The organism is Cellvibrio fibrivorans, assembly GCF_031457055.1.
GTDB classification, from domain to species: Bacteria; Pseudomonadota; Gammaproteobacteria; order Pseudomonadales; family Cellvibrionaceae; genus Cellvibrio; species Cellvibrio fibrivorans.
Genome location: NZ_JAVDVX010000010.1, coordinates 49526 through 72314 on the forward strand (window position 1 = coordinate 49526; position 22789 = coordinate 72314).

At 48.3% G+C, this 22789-nt stretch carries 24 protein-coding genes and 1 tRNA gene; 14 read left to right on the forward strand and 11 right to left on the reverse strand.

Annotated elements, in window-relative coordinates:
- Positions 1-95: 95 nt before the first annotated feature.
- The 3 genes from J2X05_RS20190 (at position 96) to J2X05_RS20200 (ending at position 2940) form a co-directional block, all read left to right on the forward strand.
- The gene (locus J2X05_RS20190) at positions 96-719 is read left to right on the forward strand and encodes a PEP-CTERM sorting domain-containing protein (RefSeq protein WP_310076091.1); all 624 of its coding nucleotides are present in this window, start codon (positions 96-98) and stop codon (positions 717-719) included.
- A 332-nt stretch (positions 720-1051) separates the two neighbouring features.
- Positions 1052-2200, forward strand: a complete 1149-nt coding sequence (locus J2X05_RS20195) for a DmpA family aminopeptidase (protein ID WP_310076092.1) — start codon at positions 1052-1054, stop codon at positions 2198-2200.
- 212 nt (positions 2201-2412) lie between these two features.
- The gene (locus J2X05_RS20200; RefSeq protein WP_310076095.1) at positions 2413-2940 is read left to right on the forward strand and encodes a hypothetical protein; all 528 of its coding nucleotides are present in this window, start codon (positions 2413-2415) and stop codon (positions 2938-2940) included.
- A gap of 84 nt (positions 2941-3024) precedes the next feature.
- On the opposite strand, the gene J2X05_RS20205 is transcribed toward J2X05_RS20200, so the two are convergent.
- Complete coding sequence (locus J2X05_RS20205) at positions 3025-3417, reverse strand: hypothetical protein (protein WP_310076097.1); 393 nt, start codon at positions 3415-3417, stop codon at positions 3025-3027.
- A gap of 157 nt (positions 3418-3574) precedes the next feature.
- Here J2X05_RS20205 and J2X05_RS20210 point away from each other — a divergent pair, with 157 nt between their 5' ends.
- Positions 3575-3952, forward strand: a complete 378-nt coding sequence (locus J2X05_RS20210) for a GFA family protein (RefSeq protein WP_310076099.1) — start codon at positions 3575-3577, stop codon at positions 3950-3952.
- A gap of 10 nt (positions 3953-3962) precedes the next feature.
- Here the strand turns inward: J2X05_RS20210 and J2X05_RS20215 are convergent, their stop codons facing one another.
- Both J2X05_RS20215 and azu read right to left on the reverse strand, forming a co-directional pair.
- Positions 3963-4157, reverse strand: a complete 195-nt coding sequence (locus J2X05_RS20215; RefSeq protein WP_310076101.1) for a hypothetical protein — start codon at positions 4155-4157, stop codon at positions 3963-3965.
- Positions 4158-4256: 99 nt separating this feature from the next.
- Entirely contained in the window at positions 4257-4712 is a 456-nt protein-coding gene (gene azu / locus J2X05_RS20220) for an azurin (protein ID WP_310076103.1), read from the reverse strand.
- Between the two features lie 248 nt (positions 4713-4960).
- Here azu and J2X05_RS20225 point away from each other — a divergent pair, with 248 nt between their 5' ends.
- The 3 genes from J2X05_RS20225 to J2X05_RS20235 all read left to right on the forward strand — a co-directional run bounded on the left by J2X05_RS20225 (position 4961) and on the right by J2X05_RS20235 (position 6718).
- Complete coding sequence (locus J2X05_RS20225) at positions 4961-5551, forward strand: transglutaminase-like domain-containing protein (RefSeq protein WP_310076105.1); 591 nt, start codon at positions 4961-4963, stop codon at positions 5549-5551.
- 10 nt (positions 5552-5561) lie between these two features.
- Positions 5562-6047 carry an arsinothricin resistance N-acetyltransferase ArsN1 family B gene (locus J2X05_RS20230; RefSeq protein WP_310076107.1) on the forward strand — a complete coding sequence of 162 codons (486 nt, stop codon included), beginning with the start codon at positions 5562-5564 and terminating at the stop codon, positions 6045-6047.
- A gap of 137 nt (positions 6048-6184) precedes the next feature.
- Positions 6185-6718: an META domain-containing protein gene (locus tag J2X05_RS20235; RefSeq protein ID WP_310076109.1), complete on the forward strand. Its 534-nt coding sequence runs from the start codon at positions 6185-6187 to the stop codon at positions 6716-6718.
- Positions 6719-6806: 88 nt separating this feature from the next.
- On the opposite strand, the gene J2X05_RS20240 is transcribed toward J2X05_RS20235, so the two are convergent.
- The 5 genes from J2X05_RS20240 to rnr all read right to left on the reverse strand — a co-directional run bounded on the left by J2X05_RS20240 (position 6807) and on the right by rnr (position 14337).
- Positions 6807-7943: a helix-turn-helix domain-containing protein gene (locus J2X05_RS20240; protein ID WP_310076112.1), complete on the reverse strand. Its 1137-nt coding sequence runs from the start codon at positions 7941-7943 to the stop codon at positions 6807-6809.
- A gap of 99 nt (positions 7944-8042) precedes the next feature.
- Positions 8043-8222, reverse strand: a complete 180-nt coding sequence (locus J2X05_RS20245; RefSeq protein WP_310076115.1) for a DUF3012 domain-containing protein — start codon at positions 8220-8222, stop codon at positions 8043-8045.
- Between the two features lie 182 nt (positions 8223-8404).
- On the reverse strand, positions 8405-10045 hold the full coding sequence (locus J2X05_RS20250; RefSeq protein ID WP_310076117.1) for a glycosyl hydrolase family 18 protein: 1641 nt from the start codon (positions 10043-10045) through the stop codon (positions 8405-8407).
- A gap of 436 nt (positions 10046-10481) precedes the next feature.
- Positions 10482-11231: a 23S rRNA (guanosine(2251)-2'-O)-methyltransferase RlmB gene (gene rlmB, locus J2X05_RS20255; RefSeq protein WP_310076119.1), complete on the reverse strand. Its 750-nt coding sequence runs from the start codon at positions 11229-11231 to the stop codon at positions 10482-10484.
- Positions 11232-11382: 151 nt separating this feature from the next.
- Positions 11383-14337 (reverse strand): ribonuclease R, encoded by a 2955-nt coding sequence (rnr, locus tag J2X05_RS20260; RefSeq protein WP_310076120.1) that lies wholly within the window; start codon positions 14335-14337, stop codon positions 11383-11385.
- A gap of 161 nt (positions 14338-14498) precedes the next feature.
- On the opposite strand from rnr, the gene J2X05_RS20265 reads away from it, so the two are divergent.
- The 6 genes from J2X05_RS20265 to J2X05_RS20290 all read left to right on the forward strand — a co-directional run bounded on the left by J2X05_RS20265 (position 14499) and on the right by J2X05_RS20290 (position 21327).
- Positions 14499-14585: transfer RNA gene (locus J2X05_RS20265), tRNA-Leu, on the forward strand.
- A gap of 159 nt (positions 14586-14744) precedes the next feature.
- The gene (locus J2X05_RS20270; protein WP_310076122.1) at positions 14745-16013 is read left to right on the forward strand and encodes a tyrosine-type recombinase/integrase; all 1269 of its coding nucleotides are present in this window, start codon (positions 14745-14747) and stop codon (positions 16011-16013) included.
- A gap of 110 nt (positions 16014-16123) precedes the next feature.
- Positions 16124-17206 (forward strand): hypothetical protein, encoded by a 1083-nt coding sequence (locus J2X05_RS20275; protein WP_310076124.1) that lies wholly within the window; start codon positions 16124-16126, stop codon positions 17204-17206.
- A 347-nt stretch (positions 17207-17553) separates the two neighbouring features.
- Positions 17554-17883, forward strand: a complete 330-nt coding sequence (locus J2X05_RS20280; protein WP_310076126.1) for a hypothetical protein — start codon at positions 17554-17556, stop codon at positions 17881-17883.
- Entirely contained in the window at positions 17873-18268 is a 396-nt protein-coding gene (locus tag J2X05_RS20285) for a hypothetical protein (RefSeq protein WP_310076128.1), read from the forward strand. The genes J2X05_RS20280 and J2X05_RS20285 overlap by 11 nt, the downstream gene beginning before the upstream one ends.
- Before the next feature lie 83 nt (positions 18269-18351).
- Positions 18352-21327, forward strand: coding sequence for a DUF927 domain-containing protein (locus J2X05_RS20290; RefSeq protein ID WP_310076129.1), 2976 nt, complete (start codon positions 18352-18354; stop codon positions 21325-21327).
- A gap of 50 nt (positions 21328-21377) precedes the next feature.
- On the opposite strand, the gene J2X05_RS20295 is transcribed toward J2X05_RS20290, so the two are convergent.
- Genes J2X05_RS20295 through J2X05_RS20305 form a run of 3 tightly spaced genes read right to left on the reverse strand, consistent with a single transcriptional unit; the run spans position 21378 to position 22196 of the window.
- Positions 21378-21659: a hypothetical protein gene (locus J2X05_RS20295; protein WP_310076131.1), complete on the reverse strand. Its 282-nt coding sequence runs from the start codon at positions 21657-21659 to the stop codon at positions 21378-21380.
- Positions 21660-21677: 18 nt separating this feature from the next.
- Positions 21678-21965 (reverse strand): hypothetical protein, encoded by a 288-nt coding sequence (locus J2X05_RS20300; protein WP_310076133.1) that lies wholly within the window; start codon positions 21963-21965, stop codon positions 21678-21680.
- An 18-nt stretch (positions 21966-21983) separates the two neighbouring features.
- A complete protein-coding gene (locus tag J2X05_RS20305) occupies positions 21984-22196 on the reverse strand; it encodes a hypothetical protein (protein WP_310076135.1) in 213 nt (70 codons plus the stop codon).
- A gap of 185 nt (positions 22197-22381) precedes the next feature.
- Here J2X05_RS20305 and J2X05_RS20310 point away from each other — a divergent pair, with 185 nt between their 5' ends.
- On the forward strand, positions 22382-22588 hold the full coding sequence (locus tag J2X05_RS20310) for a helix-turn-helix domain-containing protein (protein ID WP_310076138.1): 207 nt from the start codon (positions 22382-22384) through the stop codon (positions 22586-22588).
- The last annotated feature ends 201 nt before the right edge of the window (positions 22589-22789 follow it).

The window sequence follows — 22789 nt, forward strand, 5'->3', positions numbered from 1 at the left end:
CCGTATTTTTGCGGGCGGCGTTTTTACATAACAACAGAAAGAAAAGTACAAAACAAAAAAGCTTTATTAAAAATCAACTAATGGACGAAACAATCATGCACAAGACCAAATCACTTTTATTATCAATGTTACTGTCACTCGGCCTCGGCAGTGCACTCAGCACCCAAGCTGCCGTTATCACTTTCGACGATTTACCCGCAACTGAACTCGATGCAATCCCAGATGGCTATAACGGATTTAACTGGGGCTCATCACATATGGTGAACGTCAATTATTTCCACAAAGACCTGCTACCCAATACCGGTTTTGAAAACGGTGTTGTCTCAGGCGATTACGCCGCATTTAATTTTCTCGCTACTACCAGCACCATCACCGGCAATCAATTTGATTTTAACGGCGCTTATTTAACAGCAGGCTGGAATGATGGTTTGAACATCGAAGTCACCGGTTTTTTAAACAACGCCTTGTTGTTCACCCAAACCGTAGTCGTCAACACCAGCGCCGCGCAGTGGTTTGATTTTAACTTCCTCGGTATCAACTCCCTTAGCATGCGCGCCTGGGGCGGAACGTCTATCGACGGTACCGCTGGCAACGATTTTTTCATCATGGACAACTTCACCATCAATGAATCTACCGCAGTGCCCGAGTCATCATCACTCGCGTTATTACTGCTCGGTGTAGCCGGAATTTTATTAGGCCGCAAAACCAAAAAGGCCTAATTACACGTTAGTAATAGCGTCCCAGCTTTGCCGCTACCAAGCGATTGGTAGCGGCGTTTTTGTTTTTGGGGTAGGCTCCCCCCTCACTTTTTCACAGCCGATAATTACTTTGAATAATCTACGCATCTCCGTGTTTATCGCAGATTGTGTAATTGCTCGCGGTGTGTGTTGTTAATAAATTAAAACAGAAGGGATTAATAATGATCTATCAAAGTACCTGTCACTGCAGCGCAATAAAATGTGAAGTAAAAAACTGCACCGGCTCGATCTGCAATAAAAGCGGTTTTTTACATTCGATCCGACTGCATCATCTTTTCCTTCGATTGATTGTGATGTTAACGGGGCTCTTCGTCCTGAACGCTGCTGCGCAGGAGGAACCGCGAGTACGAGCACGTGATTTAGGTGTCGCACCGGGTATCTTCAGTCCTGGCACTAACAACGCGATCACCGACGTCGCCGGTGTGCGTGTCGGACAGGTGACGCTGCGGAAAGGCGATAAGGTCCGCACCGGTGTTACTGCGATCCTGCCACACCCCGGCAATGCCTACCGCTCACGGGTACCCGCTGCACTGCATGTAGGCAATGGCTTCGGCAAATTCATCGGCACCACCCAGATCAACGAACTGGGCGAGTTGGAAAGCCCGATCTTGTTGACCTGCACCTTATGCGTGTGGAAGGCGGCCGATGCCATGGTCGAGTGGATGCTGGCGCAGCCGGATATGCAGGAAGTACGTTCGCTGAATGTGGTCGTGGGCGAGACTAATGACGGCAGACTTAATGACATACGCGCACGCCCGATTACCGCTGCTGCGGTACGCACTGCACTGGAAAGCGCGAAGAGTGGGCCGGTGCAGGAAGGTAGCGTTGGTGCAGGCACCGGTACTACGGCATTCGGCTGGAAAGCAGGTATAGGTACGTCATCGCGCAAACTGCCCGAGAGTCTGGGCGGCTGGACTGTAGGTGTGCTGGTGCAGGCCAACTTTGGCGGCGTGTTGCAGGTGGAAGGTGCGCCGGTGGGGCGCGAGTTGGATCGGTATGCGTTCCAGAACGCAGTCGCTGCCCGGGAGAATACGCGTGGATTGGCCGATGATCGCGGCGATGGTTCAATCATCATTGTTATTGCCACCGATGCGCCATTATCGGATCGCAATCTGCAGCGCTTGGCCTCACGCGGAATGATGGGATTGGGGCGTACCGGCAGTTCCGCATCCAACGGTAGCGGCGATTACATACTGGCATTTTCGACTGCAGAGTCGGTGCGTCGCCAGTTTGATGCGGTGCGGTTGCAGACTACCGAATTGGCGAATGAGCAAATGAGTGCTGTGTTCCAGGCTAGCGTGGATGCGGTGGAAGAGTCGGTCTACAACGCCTTGTTCATGGCGACCACAGAGAGTGGCAATGGTCAAACAGTGGAGGCTATTCCGCTGGATCAGGTGCGGAAAATTTTGAAGGAACATGGTGTGGAAGTACCCGTGCGATAGAAAGCGCAGATGCTCCTATATCTGCAACACCGAAAATCAAAGGACACTAAACAATGTGGAAAGTATTAATAATTACATCAGTGCTATTCATTGCGGCCTGTAGCACCACAAAAATCCATGTTTACACATCGGGAATTGATCAGCCGACCCAACAGCAACTGCTTCAATCGTTAAACAATGCCGGTTTGAAGGCTCATCAACAGACAACGCCAATGCAGCCCCTCAAAGAAGGGGCTTATATCATTTACACTCACAGCTCACGTTCAACGCAGATCAACCAACAAATTGAACAGATTTTAAAATCATTAAATTTACCGGCGCCTGAATCACGCCTGTTTAGTTTGGGCGAAGGAATTAGCGCACACCGATATACCAAAGGAAATATTGGTCTCTATGTGATCGCCAATTCAACGCAACAAGCAGGTGATTTAAAAACATTCCTGGAAGAAAGCAGCATATTGGACTGGGAGCTTGGTTCTGTTGGCTGCAGCAAAAATTATATTCTGGACATTATGGGTGATGGCAAAACCTACATAAGCACACTGGAAGATGGAACAGAAATAGCTTCACTTGAATGGAAAATTCACAACAAACAATTGGTATTGACCAAATTATTCAAGCGCTATGTCTATGACATATCCGAAGAGAAGCAAACCATAACACCAACCCAACAATATGCTGAGCCTTACGGATGCCAATTTCGCAGCAATTTTGAAGCCACCGTCACGGTCAAGAAATAGTGAAAAAATCTTCTATCAAGTTAACTATCATTCCGGCGCTATGCGGTTTGAAATTGAAGCGCCGGATGAAGCGAAAGGTAAAACTTATGCAAAATAGGTTTTAACTTTTGCAACCATTTGATTGGCAGTCAAGTTATCAACGGTTTCACAACCAACAATACGGTTAGCAAAGCCCTTGAGTTCAAGACGTTTTTTAAATTCGCCTTTTGCTTCACCGGGGCCAAATATTAAAATAGACGTAGCGTCTTTCAAATGCGGTATGACCTCATCGTAATATTGATTAAGGCGATTAGCATGGCGCCTTTCGCGCTGATCTTCCGATGGACTTGCTCCTTCTGTGGCATGTTCGGAATAACGAATATGCTTATCATTAGATGATTGCACATCGGTTTTATCATCACCGTTGAACAACACAAATGCTTCTTTATGATCGATCCAGACACCGACTTCTTGCTTTACCGCTTGTTGACTGCTCATGTTGTGACTCATCGTTTAGTTAAAACACCTAAGTTACACGGCATTGCAACAAGCCTCTGTGCGTGAGCACACCTAGCCAGTTAGAATCACCATGTGCCAATTTGAAAAACAGGTATTACCAAACAAAGCTTGAGCACGAGAAACAAGAGAGATTGAAATGATTTACCAAGGTACTTGCCATTGCGGCGCAATACAATTTGAAGTGGAAGCACCCGACGAAGTGGAAGTTGAAAATTGCAATTGTTCAATCTGCAATATGACGGGCTTTTTGCACTTGATTGTGCCACAGCGCAGTTTTCGCCTTATCAGTGGCGAGGACAACATCACTACTTACACATTCAATACCGGTGTAGCCAAACACACGTTTTGCAAAACCTGTGGTATCAAACCCTTTTATATTCCGCGCTCAAACCCGGATGGTGTGGATGTGAATTTGCGCTGTTTAACTACGCAACCAAAATCCGTAAAGATTTTGAATTTTGATGGGCAGAATTGGGAAGCTAATGCGCATACTGTTGCACACAAGAGCCTGTAGCGCTTAGGCATCAAGGACGATGCCCAAGAATCCGCGAAGGTAAAAACAAGATCGCGCGCAGAAATTCAAACACTGCATCAAACGCGATGCCGAGAATTCGGAAGGGAATGGAGATCAGCCAGACAATTGGCCAGAGCACCAGAGCAAGCAGCGCCAACGGCCAACAGATAACCCACAATAATAACCAGCAGATAAACGTCAACATACCAAATCCCCCAAGTGAGTAAGCTATTGTTATCTTGGACGCGATTTAAGGCAAATTGGATTCAGTAGCCCGTAATAAATACAGGCTACTGATGAGCAGTTAAGGAGCGAGGGTCAAACTGCCTTGCATGATGGCGATATGGCCGGGGAATGAGCAGAAGAAAGTGTATGCAGTACCAGCCGCCAGTTTGCTCACCGGAAAGGTCACTGACGCCGTTTCGCCGCCGCCGATCAGCTTGGTGAACGCGATTACGCGCGCATCGCCCGGTTTGACGTATTGGTTATCGACGCCTGCTGCAATACCTTCGCTAGCAACCGCTTTGGCATCATCCGCCTTACTCAGTACCCAGTTATGCCCCATCACCGTTTTTGGCAGCGTTCCGGTATGCGCCAGATTCAAGGTAAATTCCTTACAGGTTTTGGCGACCACAATGGCTTTTTGGTCAAACTGCATGGCGTCATTGCTTTTAAGTGTGAAACTACACTCATCCGCCTGCGCAAATTGCGCTCCTGCCATCAATAAACCTGCTAATGCAAATGCATATTTTTTCATCATTAATCTCCGTTACCAGTTGCTGTAGTTAGCTAATAGTGTAATACGCTACTTTACCCAAAAGCGGCCAAGCCAGGCATGATTATTAATGATTAGATTGGTTAATTGCTACAGACGTATCTTTACTGTCGCCAGAAGTCTCCCTTACCATTCACCACTAATGAGCAACCTGGCGATGGTGAGGGAGCCTAAACCTCACAGAGTGAGATGACCATCGGATAGCTCACACCATTAAAGACTAAGGATTCGATATGCCGGCAGTAGCAACACAGCCAACGCTCTATTTATCATCCAGCTATTACATCGATTTTGATCACCCTCGCGTTGCGCAAAAAGCGCAGCAACTCGCGAGTGAGCATCACCATGAGTTGGGATTAGCCAAAGCCTGTTTTGAATTTGTACGCGATGAAATTCAACACAGTTGGGATTTTCGTAAAAACCCAGTGACTTGCAAAGCGTCAGATGTATTAATTCATGGCACAGGTTATTGCTACGCAAAAAGTCATTTATTAGCTGCTTTGTTACGAGCAAATAATATTCCTGCGGGATTGTGCTACCAAAGATTGAGCGTAGGAACTGCTGGTGCGCCCTACTGCTTGCATGGGCTCAATGCTATCTATTTAACTGATTTTGGTTGGTATCGAGTTGATGCACGGGGAAATAAACCCGGCGTATCGGCGCAATTCACACCACCGGAAGAACGACTCGCTTTTGCAATCAAAGAGCCGCAGGAAAATGATCTGCCGGAAATCTGGATAGATCCAATGCAGGTGATTGTCGCCACATTGGAAAAGTACTCGACGGTAACGGAAGTCTACGAAAACCTACCTGATATTCGCTAAAGGAACTAACATGAAAATCCGCCCCTGCACCCCCAACGACACCGCCGCCATCTGCGCCATATACAATCACTATATTGAACATACCGTGATTACCTTTGAAGAAATTCCGATAGCGGTTGCACAAATGCGCGAGCGTATCGCGGCCTACACACAACTTTATCCCTGGCTAGTGTGTGAGGATGCAGGTGAAATAGTGGGTTATGCCTATGCAAGTAAATGGAAAGAGCGCAGTGCTTATAAACACACCGCTGAAGTTACTGTGTATTTAAAGCATGATGCGACACAAAAAGGCTATGGCAGTGCACTGTATGAAGAATTAATTGCGCAGCTTAAAGCAAAAGGTTGCCATGTATTACTGGGTTGTTTAGCTATTCCCAACGAGCCAAGCGCAAAATTGCATGAGCGTTTTGGTTTTAAGCAGATTGCGCACTTTACCGAAGTGGGACGCAAATTTGAGCGCTGGATCGATGTGGGTTATTGGCAGAAAGTGCTGTAGCGCACCGAGCAAGCCGATACACCAGACTTATACTCAGACATCGAGATATTCGACTACTTGGTTGTTAGTCATCATTTATTTTATTTATTAAAAAGACAGCGATATTTTTTACTATCCATTAACAAAGGAATTTCACGATGAACAAGACATTCTTAGGCATATTATCGACAGTGGTATTACTTAACACTGCCTGTGGCCCAAAACAAGACGATGCACCAAACAGTACAATCCAAAGTTCGTCTTCGCCCACATCATCTGTTTCATCTGTGGCTGCCTCATCGGAAATGGCTGTAACGCCAGCAGAAACACCTAGCCCACCCAATGGCGAGCTGCTCAACACTTATTGGAAACTTATCCTGATCAACGACACTGAAGTCACTGTGATAGATAATCAGCGCGAACCACACATTACCTTCAATGCAGAAAACCGCGTATCCGGCTCAGATGGTTGCAACCGTTTAATGGGCAGCTACCTGTTAGAGGGAGACAAGCTTACGCTAGGGGAAATGGCAGGAACTAAAATGGCTTGCGCAGAGGGGGCAGAACAAACCCAAGCTTTTAATGAGGCATTGACGAAAGTGGCAGGCTACACGGTGCATGGCGACCAATTGGAATTGCGCGATGCTAGCGGGCTGGTTGTTGCCCGGTTTAAGGCGGTTGCACTGCCTTAACCGTCCAGCATCAAACTTACCCATTAAAAAGTCCGTTAGATAAACTATCTAACGGGCTTTTTGTTTGTGTCATTCAAGGTAAATCTGATTAATTAGCTATATCACCGCGTTGCCGGTATTCGGTTGGTGTTACTCCGACCATACGTTTAAAAAAGCGGTGGAACGCAGATGGGCTGTTGAAGCCGGATTTGTAAATAATTTCCAGAATCGTTTCGTCTTTTAACTCCGGCAGAACCAACAAACGTTTGGCTTCTTCTACACGATAGCGATTAATAAATTCAAAAAAATTCGATTGGTAATGCATTTTTAGAATCGCGGAAATATCGCGCGGCTTTAATCCTATCTGTTCAGCAAAGCGCTCAAGGTTGATGTTGCTTTCCAAAAATAATTTATCTTCGTGAATGGCTTTTTCGATGATCGCAACCTTGTGATCCATCTTGGTTGGCTGCACCGGTTTAGCGGTTGGCACGACATGTACGCTGAGTAATTGGCGGGTGTTGATCAAACCAAATACAAACAAACCATTCACCAACATAACCGTGAGATAGTTATCGATAATACCCAGCGTATCGCTCACCGATGCACTTACCCACCCCTCCAACAAATAGGCGAGTAGCGACCAAAGCCAATGCAGACAAAAACCCGCGAGCACCACATCGGCGAGTTTTAATTCCGACATCGAAATATCGGCATACAGATGTTTTAAATTGTCGCGCAATTTATATTCAGCAATCACGCAGGCGATGATGTAGCCCAGCGGAGAAAGCTTCACCAGTGCCCACACAAATGCGACCGCCGCATTTTCCGCGCCTGCCAACTCTGTCGCAGGCTGCCACTCCACACTATTAATATCAAACACAACTAAAAGAATTGCAGCAATCAATGATGGGACGAGATGCACCAAATTTCGCCAGCGCAGTAATTCAACTTTCTGTGAGAGCGAGCGCATATAAAAATAGAGCACCGGCCCCTGCAACAATAAACAGGCCGATAAGATCGTAATAATAAAAGGTGAATGGTTAATCGGCGTGGTTTTTAAATCGCCATTCCAGACAATCAGAGTGGTCGTTAATACCAGCGCAATCAGCAGAAAAAATCCGGACAAGATACGGCGCGGCTGAACGTGTTTGGCAGGCAACAAATTCAGTAAAACCGCCAACACACAGCACTCCACTGCCGTGAGGACCAACACCAGGTCGTGGATATTTAGAAAGTTGGTTTTCATTAGACCTTTCTCGTGTAAGCACGGCCAATCACCCTCGTGGCAGGGGATGTTCTCTCTGGCTGTGGATTCTAATTATAGGATGCAACGGCCTCTGCAGGCTTATTTGAACACGCAGTGCTTGGCGTAATCCTTAGCCTCATTCATGGTGAGCTCGCCTTTGGGTTTTTCTTCGATGGATTTACACCACTCCGGACTGCCTACTTTAGGCGCGCAGGCGGATACCAGGTGAACCAAGGTCACAACCAATAGCAACTTAACCATTCTTAAAAATGTGGGCATAAAAAAATCCGATTATTGGAGTTATGAGGTAGGAGCCGCTTGCCAAGCGTACGCAATGAATCCGTCAGGTGAATTCACATGGGCAAGAATAGCAGAGGTTATCATCAATAAAAAACGCCCGCGGCTAAGAGCGGGCGTTTTGGTTTGGAACTGTGAGGGAGCTATCCCTCACGAGGGAATTACTAAGGCAACGCTTTCAAATGATTACCAACAGGCACTGAGAAGATACGGCCATCTTTTACATCCCAGTTGATCGACCAAGTCATTACACCACGGAAGTCAGCATAGGCAGCCAGTGGAGTATTGCTACTGCAATTGGTGCGTTTCACCAAACAATCCACTGCTTTATTGATATCAGCGGTAGTCGCTTGGCCCGAACCGGCAGCGCGTGGGCCAGACGGTAAGCCAAGCGCGACTTGATCAGGACGCAAGCCCTTGAAGTTACCGGCAGTACCGTTGGCCAATGGGAAGCCTTCAATCAACATGCGCGCAGATGCCACCATCATATCCACTGTGCCCGCTTGATAAGCTTGCGCCGCATAAGGTGTTGCCAAGCCGCCGTTGTTGTACAACTGCACGTGTAACAAATCCAGTTCGTTGCGCAGTTGGTCGATCATCGGCAAATAAGCGCCCCAGATTCCGGTGTAGGCTACATAACCACCTTGTACATAAGGATGCTCAGGCGCCATGGAGACATACAGATCGGGATACATGGCATTGAGTTGTTTGATCGCCGACACCATGTTGCTGATCACCGGCGCGCCGTGCATCACACCGGCACCACTTTCCAGGTCGATATCCACACCGTCAAAACCATACTCATTAATAATCGCCGCGGTGCTGTTAACGAAGTTGGCGAGATTGGTGGAGTTGTTCAAAGTCACAGTGCCTTTTTCACCGCCGTATGACAGCACGATGTTTTTACCTTGCGCGCGTTTTGCAGCAACATCAGCAATAAATTGCGCTTTGTTCAAGGCAGGGTCCAGACGGAAATCCACCGAACCATTACCGGCGTCATCCACAAAGGCGATCACAATCACATCCCAGGATGCATCGACATCGGCCAAACGAATCACACCGCTGCCGTTGTCAAAGTTATGCCAGTAGCCTACCAACGCATGTTTTGGCAGTGCTGCTGCATCGCCCGGTACGCGGTTATTGCCGCTGACGCTGGATGATGAACGGCTGCTTGTGCTACTTGCGGAAGAGGTTGAGGAGGGCGCAACCGAAGAGGATGATTTTGAGCTGGGCGCAACACTGCTAAGCACACTGCTTGATGCGGCACCGCAGGATTTCACCAACTCCCACGCCTGTTGCCAGTGCGCGCCGGTACCCGGGGCATACGCCCAACCGGCAGTTGAACCGCACCAACCGGCAATGGTACAACGATACTCACTCCCCGCGTTCTGCACTAACTGACCCGCCGCATACGCGGTACCAGCAGCATATTGTGGCGATGAACAATTGCCACCCGAAATTGATGAGCTGGAAGGAGCAATTGAACTGGAGGATTTTGAACTGGGCGCAACGCTACTCGGAGCAGATGAAGAGGGCGCAACAGAACTTCTCGAGGAAGATGACACAGCACCATCACAAGCACCTAGCAGTGTCCACTCTTGCCACTGGCCAGAGTAGCTAGCAGGACTGTGGCCCTGCGACCACCAATTGGCTTTGTAACCCTTTCCTGCTTCTTGTACCTGGGTGCCGCCACCGTAAGCAGCGGTGCTGTTCCACACCGGAAAACCGGCACAACTTACTGCAAACGCGCTGGTTGATAAAAAACTCGCGCCCAAGGCGGCAAGTGCAATGACTGAACGTTTCATAGACCCCTCACTGTATTTGTATTTTTTTAGACAAAAGAATGCCGTAAAGAAATTGCGAAAATTTCTTTTTTGTTGATGCAATGCAACGAGATTTTTTGGCGGTTCCGGGGATCAAGTACTCGACGCTGCAAGGCGCAACGCCCGTCCGTACTTTTGGACACACACCCATCCTGTTTAAACGGTTGGTGAGTTCCTTCTGAAATTTCTCTCAGGCCGTGAATCCTGAGCAATAATTTCTGGCGCGGCTTTCATTTATTTTTCCGCATGACAACGTTGCCATATATATCACCCGCTTCAGGCGATGGCAATCGTGTATATGACCAAAAGATGACAATTACGCAAAATTTTTATTTCATTAGAATAAAAATTTTGCGCAACCGCGAAAAAGAATGGGGGGATAGATGATTGGGAAATAACGGCTTACTGGGGAACTGGTTTAGTCGCTCGAAACACGGCGCTGACGTACTGCCTCAAACAAACAAACACCGGTTGCAACCGATACGTTCAAACTACTCACTGTGCCCGCCATAGGAATATTCATCAAATGATCACAAGTATCCTGCGTCAGGCGCCGTAGGCCATCGCCTTCAGCACCCATTAAAATACCAATCGGGCCAGTGAGGTTGCATTCATAGACCGACTGCTCCGCCGCTCCTGCCGCTCCAAAGAGCCAGATACCTTTTTCCTGCAAATTCTTCAGTGTGCGCGCGAGGTTGGTGACCGGAATAAACGGCAGCACTTCCGCCGCACCGCAGGCAACTTTGCGCACTATGGGCGTAATGCCGACTGATTTATCCTTGGGTGCGATCACTGCATGCACACCCGCCGCTTCTGCCGAGCGCATACAAGCACCGAGGTTGTGCGGATCGGTGACGCCATCGAGGATCAATAAAAATGCCGGTTCGTTAAGGTTTTCAATCAGCTTGAAGAGATAAGCTTCATCGTAGGTTTCACCGGGCGTGCAAATCGCCACTACACCCTGATGGTTTTCATCGCCCACCAACTCATCGAGTTTATTGCGGTTGACTACCTGACAGTGAATGCCATTGCTTTGCGCCGCACTGACAATTTTTTGCAGGCGCTGGTCATTGCGACCTTGCACCATGTAAATTTCAATCACACGTTGCGGTGCACTTTTTAATAATGCCTGCACCGAGTGCAGGCCAAATATATGTTCACGTTTCAAAACACTTACCTAACTTTTAGTATTAACACTTGCGCAGGCCTAACGCTCAGAGAGCCGCGTTTCACGCTCGCGCAAGATGCGATCTTTCACAACATAAATTTCACGGTTCAGTCTTTCGTCGAGTACAAAGTTTTCACTTTGTAACCAGCGATCAATCCTTTGCCTTAGTCTTAACCACCGGTTTTTTAGCAGTTGTCTTCGCAGACCCAGTGACAGCCTTGCCTTTTGTTGCCTTTGGCGCAGGCGATTGAACTGTTGCTGGCGCTGCCTTGCTTGCAGCTTTCGCATTTTTACGGCCATGATCAACCTCACCTTTGGATTTTGCACTTGCAGGTTTCTGTGCTGATACTTTTTTCGCAGCAGGTGTTTTAGTCGCTGTCACTTTTTTTGCTGGCGCGGCTTCTTTTTTAGCCGACGCAGCGGTGGGGGCCACACCAGCCTCTGCCACTTTTTTCACCACAATCTTTTTAGCAACAACGGTTTTTACGACTGGCGCTTTTACTACCGGTGCTTTTGCTGCCGGTTGCGCTGCGCTGGTCTTTTTGCCACCGGCATTAGTTTTAACTGCTGGCTTTGTAGTTTTGTCCGTTTTTACTTTTGCAGCGGGTTTAGCAGCTGTCGTTTTTGCGGAAGATTGTTTGGAGGAAGATTGTTTAGTTGCCGGTTTTTCACTCGAGGCTTTTTTAACAACAATACCTGATGACGATTTTTTACTGTCTCCAGTTACACCACCAGACGTGGTTACAACGGGAGCTGCAAAATGTTTTCCGCCGCCAGCTTTTTTACCTTCTGTCTTTTTCTTATCGGGTGATTGAGATGCACCGCGTTTGGCAACCTTGGGTTTAACGGCCGATTTAGGACGACGAACTGCATCCGCTGATTCGAGTTCAAAATCAATTTTGCGGTTATCCAGATCCACACGCACAACACGCACTACCAACTCATCGCCAAGCCCAAACACTTTGCGCGTGCGTTCACCCATTAAGCGGTGTTGCGCCGGTTCAAACCGATAATAATCGTGCGGCAACGAAGTGATGTGAATCAAACCTTCCACATACAAATCATTTAATTCAACAAACAAACCAAAACTGGTAACCGCACTCACGTGACCCGCATAAACAGCGCCCACTTGGTCGCGCAGGTATTCACATTTCAGCCAACTGACCACATCGCGCGTTGCTTCATCGGCGCGGCGTTCGGTGCGTGAACACTGCTCACCAAATACCACCATATCGCTCGCGGTATAGGGGTAAATAAATTTCTTGGGAATTGCTTTGGCTGTGTCAACACGGCGCACATGCGTAGTCGGTTCAGTGCCGCGCACTACCGAGCGAATTGCGCGATGTACCAACAAATCCGGATAGCGACGAATCGGCGAAGTGAAGTGGGTATAAGCCTCATAACCCAAACCGAAGTGGCCGTGGTTTTCCACCTGATACATCGCCTGGCGCAAACTGCGCAACATCACTGTCTGGATTAAATGGCCATCGCTGCGATCCTGAATCATTTGCAGCAATTGTTGGTAATCGCCCGGTGTAGGCTTATCGCCACCGGCCAAGCCCAAACCTAATTCGGATAAGTACGCGCGCAAATTGGCGAGCTTGGTTTCCGTCGGGCCTTCATGCACGCGGAACAAACCAATCAAATTATGTTTTTCAATAAATTGCGCGGCACACACATTCGCGCACAGCATGCACTCTTCAATTAATTTATGCGCGTCGTTACGTTTGATCGGAACAATACGTTCGATTTTGCGCTCTTCATTAAATTGGATGCGTGTTTCAACTGTATCAAAATCAATTGCACCGCGTTCATCGCGCGCAATACGCAGGCATTGATAAAGTTTATGCAAGAGTTCGAGTTGCGGAACAACCGCTTTATATTCCTCACGCAAAGCAACGCGTGTATCGCCCTCACCGGTGAGGATCTCACCCACTTTGGTGTAGGTAAGGCGCGCATGGGAATGCATCACGCCTTCATAAAACTGGTAACCGGTGATGCGACCTGAATCGCTGATTGTCATTTCACACACCATGCACAAGCGATCAACATGGGGGTTCAATGAACACAAACCGTTAGAAATGGCTTCGGGCAACATGGGCACAACATAATCGGGGAAATACACCGAGTTGCCACGCGCACGCGCTTCTATATCCAACGCGCTTTCTACCGGCACGTAATGCGACACATCAGCAATCGCCACATACAAACGCCAGCCGCCTTTGCGACGCTCACACAAGACCGCATCATCAAAATCGCGCGCATCTTCGCCATCAATAGTGACGAAAGGTAAATGGCGCACATCAACGCGATGCAGCTTGTCTTTCTCAAGCACTTCATGGGATAAGCGCGCCGCTTCCGCAAGCGCCTCACCCGGCCATTCGCTCGGAATACCGTGCGCCTGGATCGCCAATTCGATTTCCATGCCCGGCGCCATGTGGTCGCCCAGCACTTGGATAACGCGGCCAGTGGGCAGGCGGTTTTTATCCGGCTGCTGGGTAATTTCCGCCACCACAATTTGCCCGTGCTTGGCGCCGCCATAGGCGCCAAACGGAATCATGATGTCATGGGTAATACGGGGGTTTTCCGGGCGCACAAACTGCACGCCCTCTTCATTGAAAAAGCGCCCGGCCAATTGCGTGGTATTGCGGACGAGCACATCAACAATCGCGCCCTCCTCTTTACCGCGATATTGCTCACCCGAAAGCCGGACGATCACTTCATCGCCATCAAACACTTTGCGCATCTGGCGGTTGTGTAAGTAGATGTCTTCGCCACCATCGGCGCGAATCACAAACCCGTAACCATCGCGATGCCCCTGCACACGGCCGCGCACCACATCGATCTTATCGAGGCGCACATAGGCATCGCGGCGGTTGCTGATCAACTGGCCGTCGCGCGCCATTGCAATCAAACGGCGGCGCAGGGCTTCAATCTGGTCTTCGCCCGTGAGCTTGAGCATCACGCACATTTGTTCATGCGTAACTGGCTGATCGGCGCTATCGAGAAGGTCGAGGATATACTCGCGGCTGGGAATGGGGTTTTCGTATTTTTCGGCTTCGCGCGCGGCGAAAGCATCGCGGGGCGGGGTTTTACGTTTAGTCAATTGAGCATCCTGTAGTCAATATTGGCGTTTTCGAACGTTCCTGGCAGGTTATAGAAGGATTATAGGGCAGCAACCATGACAAACCTACAAATAAAACCGAAAACCCTGTTGACAGCCCCAAAGCCGGTATTTATAGTGCGCGGCCTCAGCTTGCTGAGCATGCCCAGGTGGTGAAATTGGTAGACACGCCAGCTTCAGGTGTTGGTGGCTTTACGGCCGTGAAGGTTCAAGTCCTTTCCTGGGCACCACATAAAGATTCAGAGCAATCCGAATCAATCTAAAAACCCGCTAAAACGCGGGTTTTTTTATGCCTGCCTATCCTATAGCGTCCTATCCCATCCATTGCCATCGTAAAAAGTTGACGGTATTGTTGACGGTATCGAAACGGTATTGAGGGCGGGCAAGCGATGGCAAAGGCAACCAACAAACTCACCGATACTGAGATAAAACAAGCACCACCCAAAGAGACCAACTACAAGTTGGTAGATGGTGGAGGCCTCTATGTATTGGTGAAAACAAACGGCTCCAAACTCTTTCAGTACGACTACCGCTTCACCAGCAAGCGCAAAACGTTATCGATTGGAATCTACCCCACTGTAAGCCTCAAAAAAGCCCGTGATAAATTGAAGGAGGCCAAGGAAAAGCTGGCTAACAATATCGACCCATCACAAGCCAAACAATTGGAGCGCACCAAGGCCGTCGAAGGCGCAGCCAATACCTTTGCCGTGATCGCTCGGGATTGGTGGCAACACACTAAAGGCAAATGGAAGGCCGGGCACGCTGAGCGTGTGTTAGGCCGACTAGAAGCCGATGTATTTCCCGCAATTGGCAACACCCCCATCACCGATCTTAAACCGCCCCACATCAAGGCAATTATTCGCAAGATAGAAAACCGTGACGCTTTAGATGTAGCAAAGCGAGTCCTGCAAGATATTCGCCGCGTGTTTAGCTATGCGGTGGAGCTTGGCCATATCGATGTTAACCCCGCCCGCGAACTGTCATCCATGACGCGCCAGACTAAACACAGGGACGCGCTACCACCCGAAGAACTGCCTTTGTTTTTGCGCGAACTATCAACCTATGGCGATCGCACACGGGCGCGGCCACTCACCCAACTGGCAATAGAATTTTTGCTACTCACTTTTGTGCGGTCCAGCGATTTGCGCGAAGCCCGTTGGGATGAGTTCGACCTGGTAGAAAAGATGTGGCGCATACCGGCACACCGCATGAAGATGAAAACCGATCACATAGTACCGCTAGCAAAACAGACGATTGACGTACTGGAAAAAATCCGGGTAGTGACCGGCACTTGTCCGCTTGTTTTTCCGTCCGAGTGGCGGCGCACTAATTTTATGAGCGAAAACACCATGCGCCGCGCCATATTCAAACTGGGCTATGACGGAACCCACAAAGGCAAAAGCAAATGCGTACCGCACGGAATTCGCACCACGGCTTGCTCCATACTAAATGAGCAGGGATTTAACCCGGACGCCATTGAGCGTCAAATGTCACACCAAGAGCGCAACGGTGTAAGAGCTGCTTACACACACCACGCACAATATAAAAATGATCGTATTGAAATGATGCAATGGTGGGCTGATCACTTGGATGCACTCAGGGCGCAAGGCACCAATGACAATGTGATCGCTGCTACCTTTCGCAAAAAGGCGGGCTAGATTGTTAAAACGTTTCGGCTACGACGATTTTGCAGCGGGGAACGTGGGGACACTGGGGAACGGTTACTCTCTCACGTAATAAAATCAAAGAGTTAGATATAGCTTTATGAGTGTTTATCGTTCCCCACTTACTTTTTAGAGAGTGGGGAATGTGGGGAACAATTGTCGGCTTTGCGGCAACGGGCGAAACCCCAATAATGATAATCATTCGCACGAAAAATGCCCGTTGCGCAAACCCGCCTATGACTGGCTCAAAAACAGTGAGCGCTATGGATAATAAATGTAGCCATGATGCAGTGATGGAAATCATCGAAAAGCAAAAGCTAATTGCCGATCACCTCAAAGAGGTGCGCGATAATTTTTTTTGGTCGAATGGCTTAGAGCTGCTGCACTCTCCAACACTGGAAGCAGTTCCAGGTGATGCTTGGGCAGAATTGCCCCAATACCCCAACGTCGAAAAATGGGCGCATAAATTATTCGCTAAAAGTACTGGGGTTTTACCTCATATGTCTGGGCACACTGGCATAGCGGGAGCGATTGCATCGGCTGTAATTGCCAAAACGAACGACTCACAGGAAATAATGGATAGAGCTACACGGCTCGCAAATCTCGAATGGCAATTGCAGCATTTAACCTATTGGTCTTCGCACACTACACATGAAGCTAAAAAAAATAGAAAAACTTTTGATGAATTGTACCGGCAGCGCGAGTTATTGCGTGATAGTGCGGTAGAAGCGCTTTGTTTATATAAGTGTGGAGCCCATGATTTTTTAAATGATTTTGAGCGATATAACAGCAATGCAATTGGTGATATTTATTGTGCCGAACAATACAAAGCCGCATTTAATAAAGTGATGGCTTGGGCGGTAGGTTATTGCGGCGCTTTTGATAAGTCAGAATCAAGAGCTGTGAACCGAAGTGGCGAAACAGATAAAATCCACCATCTTAAGCAGTGGATACAGGAAAAACTTTCTAGTGGGAAAGTATATACAGCTGACTCGTTGTGGAATCAGATATCTAGGAAGAAAGATGAGCAAACAGATATACCGGATTTTGGCAGTATGTACATCAAACGTGATACGGACGACAAAGACAAATTGTACATTGTGGACGGGGATGGGAAAGTGATTGGAAAAGAAATGGTGATCAAAACGTTTAGGACTCACTTTGGAGCTGCACGAAAAAAAATGTAGATTTACTTTCTTCATTACACCGTAATCGGGAATACGGTTCTTTTATCTTCAATGCACCTTAAACGCATTGGAGATCATTATGCACAATCAACCCACCGATCAGGCCAGCCTTGTAACACTCCCCATCGTAGGCTTTTACCGCGCCCAACAGTGTGCGGCTCTTTTGGGGGTATCTAAGAGTACCTTTTGGCTTTGGGCACAGCAAAAAATTGTCCAAGGAATTCCCGTCCCGCAACCTATCAAGCTTTCACCTGGTGTTACTGTCTGGAAGCGTTCAGATGTTCACGCCTTCTGCGAACAATTAGCCTCCCTTGGTGACACTACCACGCCACCAGAGGCCGCCTAATATGACCTCTCGCACCCTGTCTCACTACACCCCAACCCAAATCATTGAGCGTTGCGCCTGCATCACTCTGGATGATCTTTTGTCGCGCGGTGCTAACGCGCGCAACCCCATGTTTAAACGTCTCGCCAGCTTCATAAATAACGCCACCGCCTATGATTGCGGCGCGCATTTATTGGAGTGGCCGGACGGCTCTTTAGTACTTGTTATAAGCCATGCAGCACACAATTTTTCGCAATTATCGCCCGACACAATTATCGCGGCTTATGGGTATGTGGGGCGTGGCTGCGGGCTGATTTATCGTGATTCCTGGGGTGCTGGCCATGTCGCATAGCTTGCCGCTCTTACCATTCACTGAACTTGATATTACGAAGCCGAATATCCACGAAAAAAAGGAGGATTTTATTCATGATCTTAAACAGCACGATAAGAGATTGAACCGTAAGCAATATTCGGAGTGTTGTGCCATTGAAAAAAGAATGGATTTTCAAAACTACTTTGTTCGTTATTTAGTTTGGGGGAATGGCAACTGGTCGTGTGTATATGACCGTTTTAATTGGCATTTAAGAATAATTCAGCCCGGTCAAATCGAAGCCGCATATCACGCATGCAAGGTTTTAAACGATCATCCAAAACAAAAACCTAAACATTGGTATCACTTAAATGTAGGTGCGTTTATCGATCTGACCATCATTGATGAGGCGAGTACAGATCGCTAATACCGGCTTAGTTGCGCGCTGAATGCCGCCCTTATCGGGTGTGGGGAATACGCTTTTTAATTTAAACAAATGAGTTTTTTAGAATGGGTAAAAAACTGGATTTTAAGAAAATAAATTCATTGGCTTTGGCGCAAGCCGAATCTATCGTGAGCCGCTATGCACCAGACGGAAAATTAAACGGGCGCGAATGGGTAGCGCGCAATCCAAACAGAAACGATAGCAAGGCCGGTTCCTTCTCGATCAATGTAGATACCGGCGTATGGTGCGATTTTGCCACCGACGATAAGGGTGGCGACTTGGTGAGCTATGTGGCCTATGTGCTGCGCCTAAGCCAAGGTGATGCGTTCAAAACATTGTCGAATTATTTGGGGGTGAGCGATGAACCCTTGGGCGAATTTGAGCGGGTAAGCACCGCTACACCGACACCCCCAAAGGCACCCAAAGAGCCAGCCTTTAAACCGATGTTGCCGCCACCCCCAGAGGCCGCTAAAAGCTGCCCATTCCATTTTCCCCAGTTCGGCAAGGCGTCGCACTATTGGGATTATAAAAGCGCGTCCGGTGATTTATTGATGCGTGTGTGTCGCTTTGATCGCATCACCAGTGGAGGTGAACGCGCCAAAGAATATCGCCCTGTTGTTTATGGCACCGGCACCAGTAAAGGCAAAGAGCGCACCGGCTGGCACTGGCGACAATTACCGGATAGTCGCCCACTCTATGGGCTGGATTATTTGGCGGCTGCGCCGGTATCTGCACCCGTGGTATTGGTCGAGGGTGAAAAGGCGTGTGATGCGGCGCGTGGGCTTTTTAATTCTTATCCGTGCGTAACGTGGAGCGGTGGCAGTAAAGCGATAGGTAAAACCGACTTTGCGCCCTTGGCTGGCCGTGATGTGTGGTTGTGGCCGGATAATGATTTGGCCGGTGATAAAACTGTTGATGCGCTGCGCCCTGTGCTGAATGCCATAGGGGTTAAATCATTCAGGGTATTTGACTTGGGGGTGTTCGCCCGCTTTGTACCTGGTGAATCTGGGCAATTGATCGCGGCCGCCACAACATGGCCGGAAAAAGCCGATGCCTTTGATGCGGTCGCACTGGGTTGGAATCCACAGCACTTTACCGCCTTGGATTTACGCGGGGCGCTTCTATTGCCGTTAGAGGGCGAAGCACTAACGCCAGCACCAACCATCACCCCCAATGCTGAAACAGCCACCAGCGATAAACCAAGCACTATCCCTTACGGTTTTAAACTCGATGATTTCGGTGTGTGGGCGTATGACGCCAAAGCAGAAAAGCACCGACGGATTTGTTCGCGCTTGGATGTGGTGGCCTATTGCCGTGATGCAAATGACGTGGGCGATAACTGGGGAATATTGGTGCAATTTAAAAACCTTGATGGAAAAGAAAAACGCATCAATTTCCCGCGTGAATTATTTGGCAGTGATGGCGGTACCGAAGTCACCAAGCGTTTATTAAGCATGGGGCTGGAATATGACGCGCACCGCGAGAGCAAGCGTAAAGTGTTGGAATATTTGCAAGGCCATAAAACCCAAGAACGTATAGGGTTGGTGCACAAAACCGGCTGGCACAAAAGTGCGTTTGTGTTGCCGGATCGCATCATAGGTACTACCGATGAACAGCTTTTGTTTTATACCGAAGGTGCAACCCTTTGCAAATTATCCGAGCGCGGCACCTTGGCTGAATGGCAAGAGAATGTAAGCCGTTATTGCGTAGATAATCCACTGGCATTGTTTGCAGTCAGTGCTGCTTTTTCTGCGCCCCTTGTCGATTTGTTGGGGGTGGAAACAATGGGCTTTCACTTTTACGGAGATAGCTCTTGGGGCAAGTCCACGCTGTTAAATATCGCGTGTTCGGTATTTGGTAAACCAGACGATTACAAAAAGGCGTGGCGCTCCACCGATAACGGAATGGAAAGCCTCGCCGCTTCGCATTCTGAAATGTTGTTAGCGCTGGATGAGATTAATCAGTTTGACCCGCGCAAGTTGGGTGATGTGGTTTATATGCTGGGCAATGGCAGCGGCAAAACCCGTGCAAATGATCGCGGCGGTGCGCGTGATGATATGCACCGCTGGCGCTTTACGTTTTTATCCAATGGTGAAAAAACATTAGAGCAATACATAGGGGAAGCAGGTAAAACTCAAACCGCCGGGCAAGAACAACGATTCCTAGAGATACGCGCAACCTTGCACGAATCAGAGGCCGACATTAAGAGCATGGGGGTGTTTAATAATCCACATGGGTTAGCGGGCGGCGCTGCGCTTACAGAGCTGCTCAAGGGCACTATGGTGCAATACCACGGCACAGCCTTTCCCGCATTCTTAAATTCACTGGTGCAAGAACTGGAAGGCGACAAGCGTGGGCGATTTATTGCGGTCACGCAGTCACGCTTGGGAAAGTTTAAAAAGGAACACTTAAGCGGTAATGCCGATGGGCAGGTAGATCGTGCTGCAACTAAATTTGCATTAGTGGGTTGGGCTGGTGAGCTGGCCACTCACTGGGGAATTACCGGATGGCAACAAGGGCAGGCCATAAGCGCAGCGGCAAGCTGTTTTAATACCTGGCTTCGCGCCCGTGGGGGTGTTGGCAGTTTTGAAGAGAAGCAAATGATGGGGCATGTGCGCCAGCAATTCACCAAATACGGTGAATCACGCTTTAAACGTTGGGATGATCCCGAGGAAAGCAAACACGCGGTAATTGATTCCCATGTGCCCGTTACGTCTGAATGCTGGGGGTTTAGGCGCGAATTACGCACCAAGGATTATTTAGAGGGGGATTCGTCTGAGGTAGTTTTTTATGTGTTTAAGGACGCATTTAAACACGATATTTGCAAAGGCTTTGACCACAATCGCATCGCCAAAATGCTGCGCACTATGGGAGCCTTACAGCCTACAATTGAAGGCAATGGTAAGGAGCGTATGGACAGAAAAGAGAAGTTGCCACGCATGGGCAATAAGCGGGTTTGGTGCTACAAAATCACGTTGTCTGCATTGATGGTAGAGAGTGAAGATAACGAAAGTGATTTACAAAATGTGGCGGGGTTCTGACTGTAGTGAGCAATAAAAAAGCCGGAGTTATTTGCACCGGCTTTTTGGTTTTACTGATGTTCCAGAAGTATTTTTATCTGATCCAAATAGCCCTCAACTCCCCAAAGGGCGTTTTGGATTGTTTCATCACTTAGCCTCTCGCAATCATCACCATTAAACTGTAAATCGAGTAGCTTAAGGGTGGCGCTAGCCCGATCAATTGCGCAAAAAACTGCATCTTTATCGAGCTTGCCTTTGTCGCAAGACAGCAAATAAGTTTCTGGTGTGCCATTCGCTATAACTTGATGTGAAACCTTATTTCCTGTTTGGCCTGAAAGTGTGCCTTTGCTCATATTGATCACCTGTTTAAATTAATTTTTAGTGTGAATAAGTGGGTGCACTGATTTGTAAGCGTGGTTAATCATTATCTCCATTTGATCAATATGCCCTTGTAGCGACCAAAGAAACTCTGCGATTGTGTGGGGGTGAATTGATTCAGATGCATCCTTGGTATTAAGTGCCACTATGAGCATGGTTAGGGCTGCATTAGCTCTGCTTTTTGCGCAGTTGATTGCATCGATTGGGAATAGCTGATCCTTTGGAATGCTCATAAAACCTTCTGGTGTATCGATGTAGTTTTTGGTGGTGGCTTTGCTCATTTTTAGTGGCTCCAATAATTAATGAATAACACGGGTTTTAATAAATGCTTTCGGGTTGGTTTTGCGCACACGCTCAAGTGTGGCGAGTGCTTCAACCTGGCTGCTGAATTCACGGGCTATCAATTGCACGTCCCGCACCTTCCGGCGCCAATCGGTAATGACATCAGTGTGGATAGTAAAAACGGCTTGGTGCGCGGCTAAACCGGCCTGTGGTAAAGTGCTGTCACTCATTAGCTGATCCCCATTTAATCGGTTAATGATGAAGCCCGAGGGTGTTACAGCACTCTTGGGCTTTTTTATTGATCTTGCATGAACTAATATAGCTCATAATTGGACAAAATCAATATTTATTTGTTCTTTAATGATCTATATTTGTTCTTTTTGGGGGTGATATGTTGTCAGGTGCGCAATGCCGCATGGCAAGAGGGGTGATGTGTTGGAGTGTCCAGCAGTTGGCCGAGCGGGCAAACGTCGGGCTTTCAACCATAAAGCGCTTGGAGGCTTTGGATTCCGTGCCAGTCAGTGCCCAAGTGGGAACCCTGCAAGCGATAGCCAAAGCGTTTACCGATACGGGTAAGGTTCGTTTTGAAGGGTTAGACGGTGTTTATATTGTGGGGGTGTGACCAGCCAGCCAAGGGGACCTGGGGCTGCTAATTTGTGTGCAGCGATCATGCAATTAACCGGTGCTTATAGTGCCCACTAATTTGTGTGTTGCGATCATGCAATTAACCGGTGCTTATAGTGCCCACTAATTTGTGTGTTGCGATCATGCAATTAGCCGGTGCTTATAGTGCCCGCTAATTTGTGTGTTGCGATCATGCAAT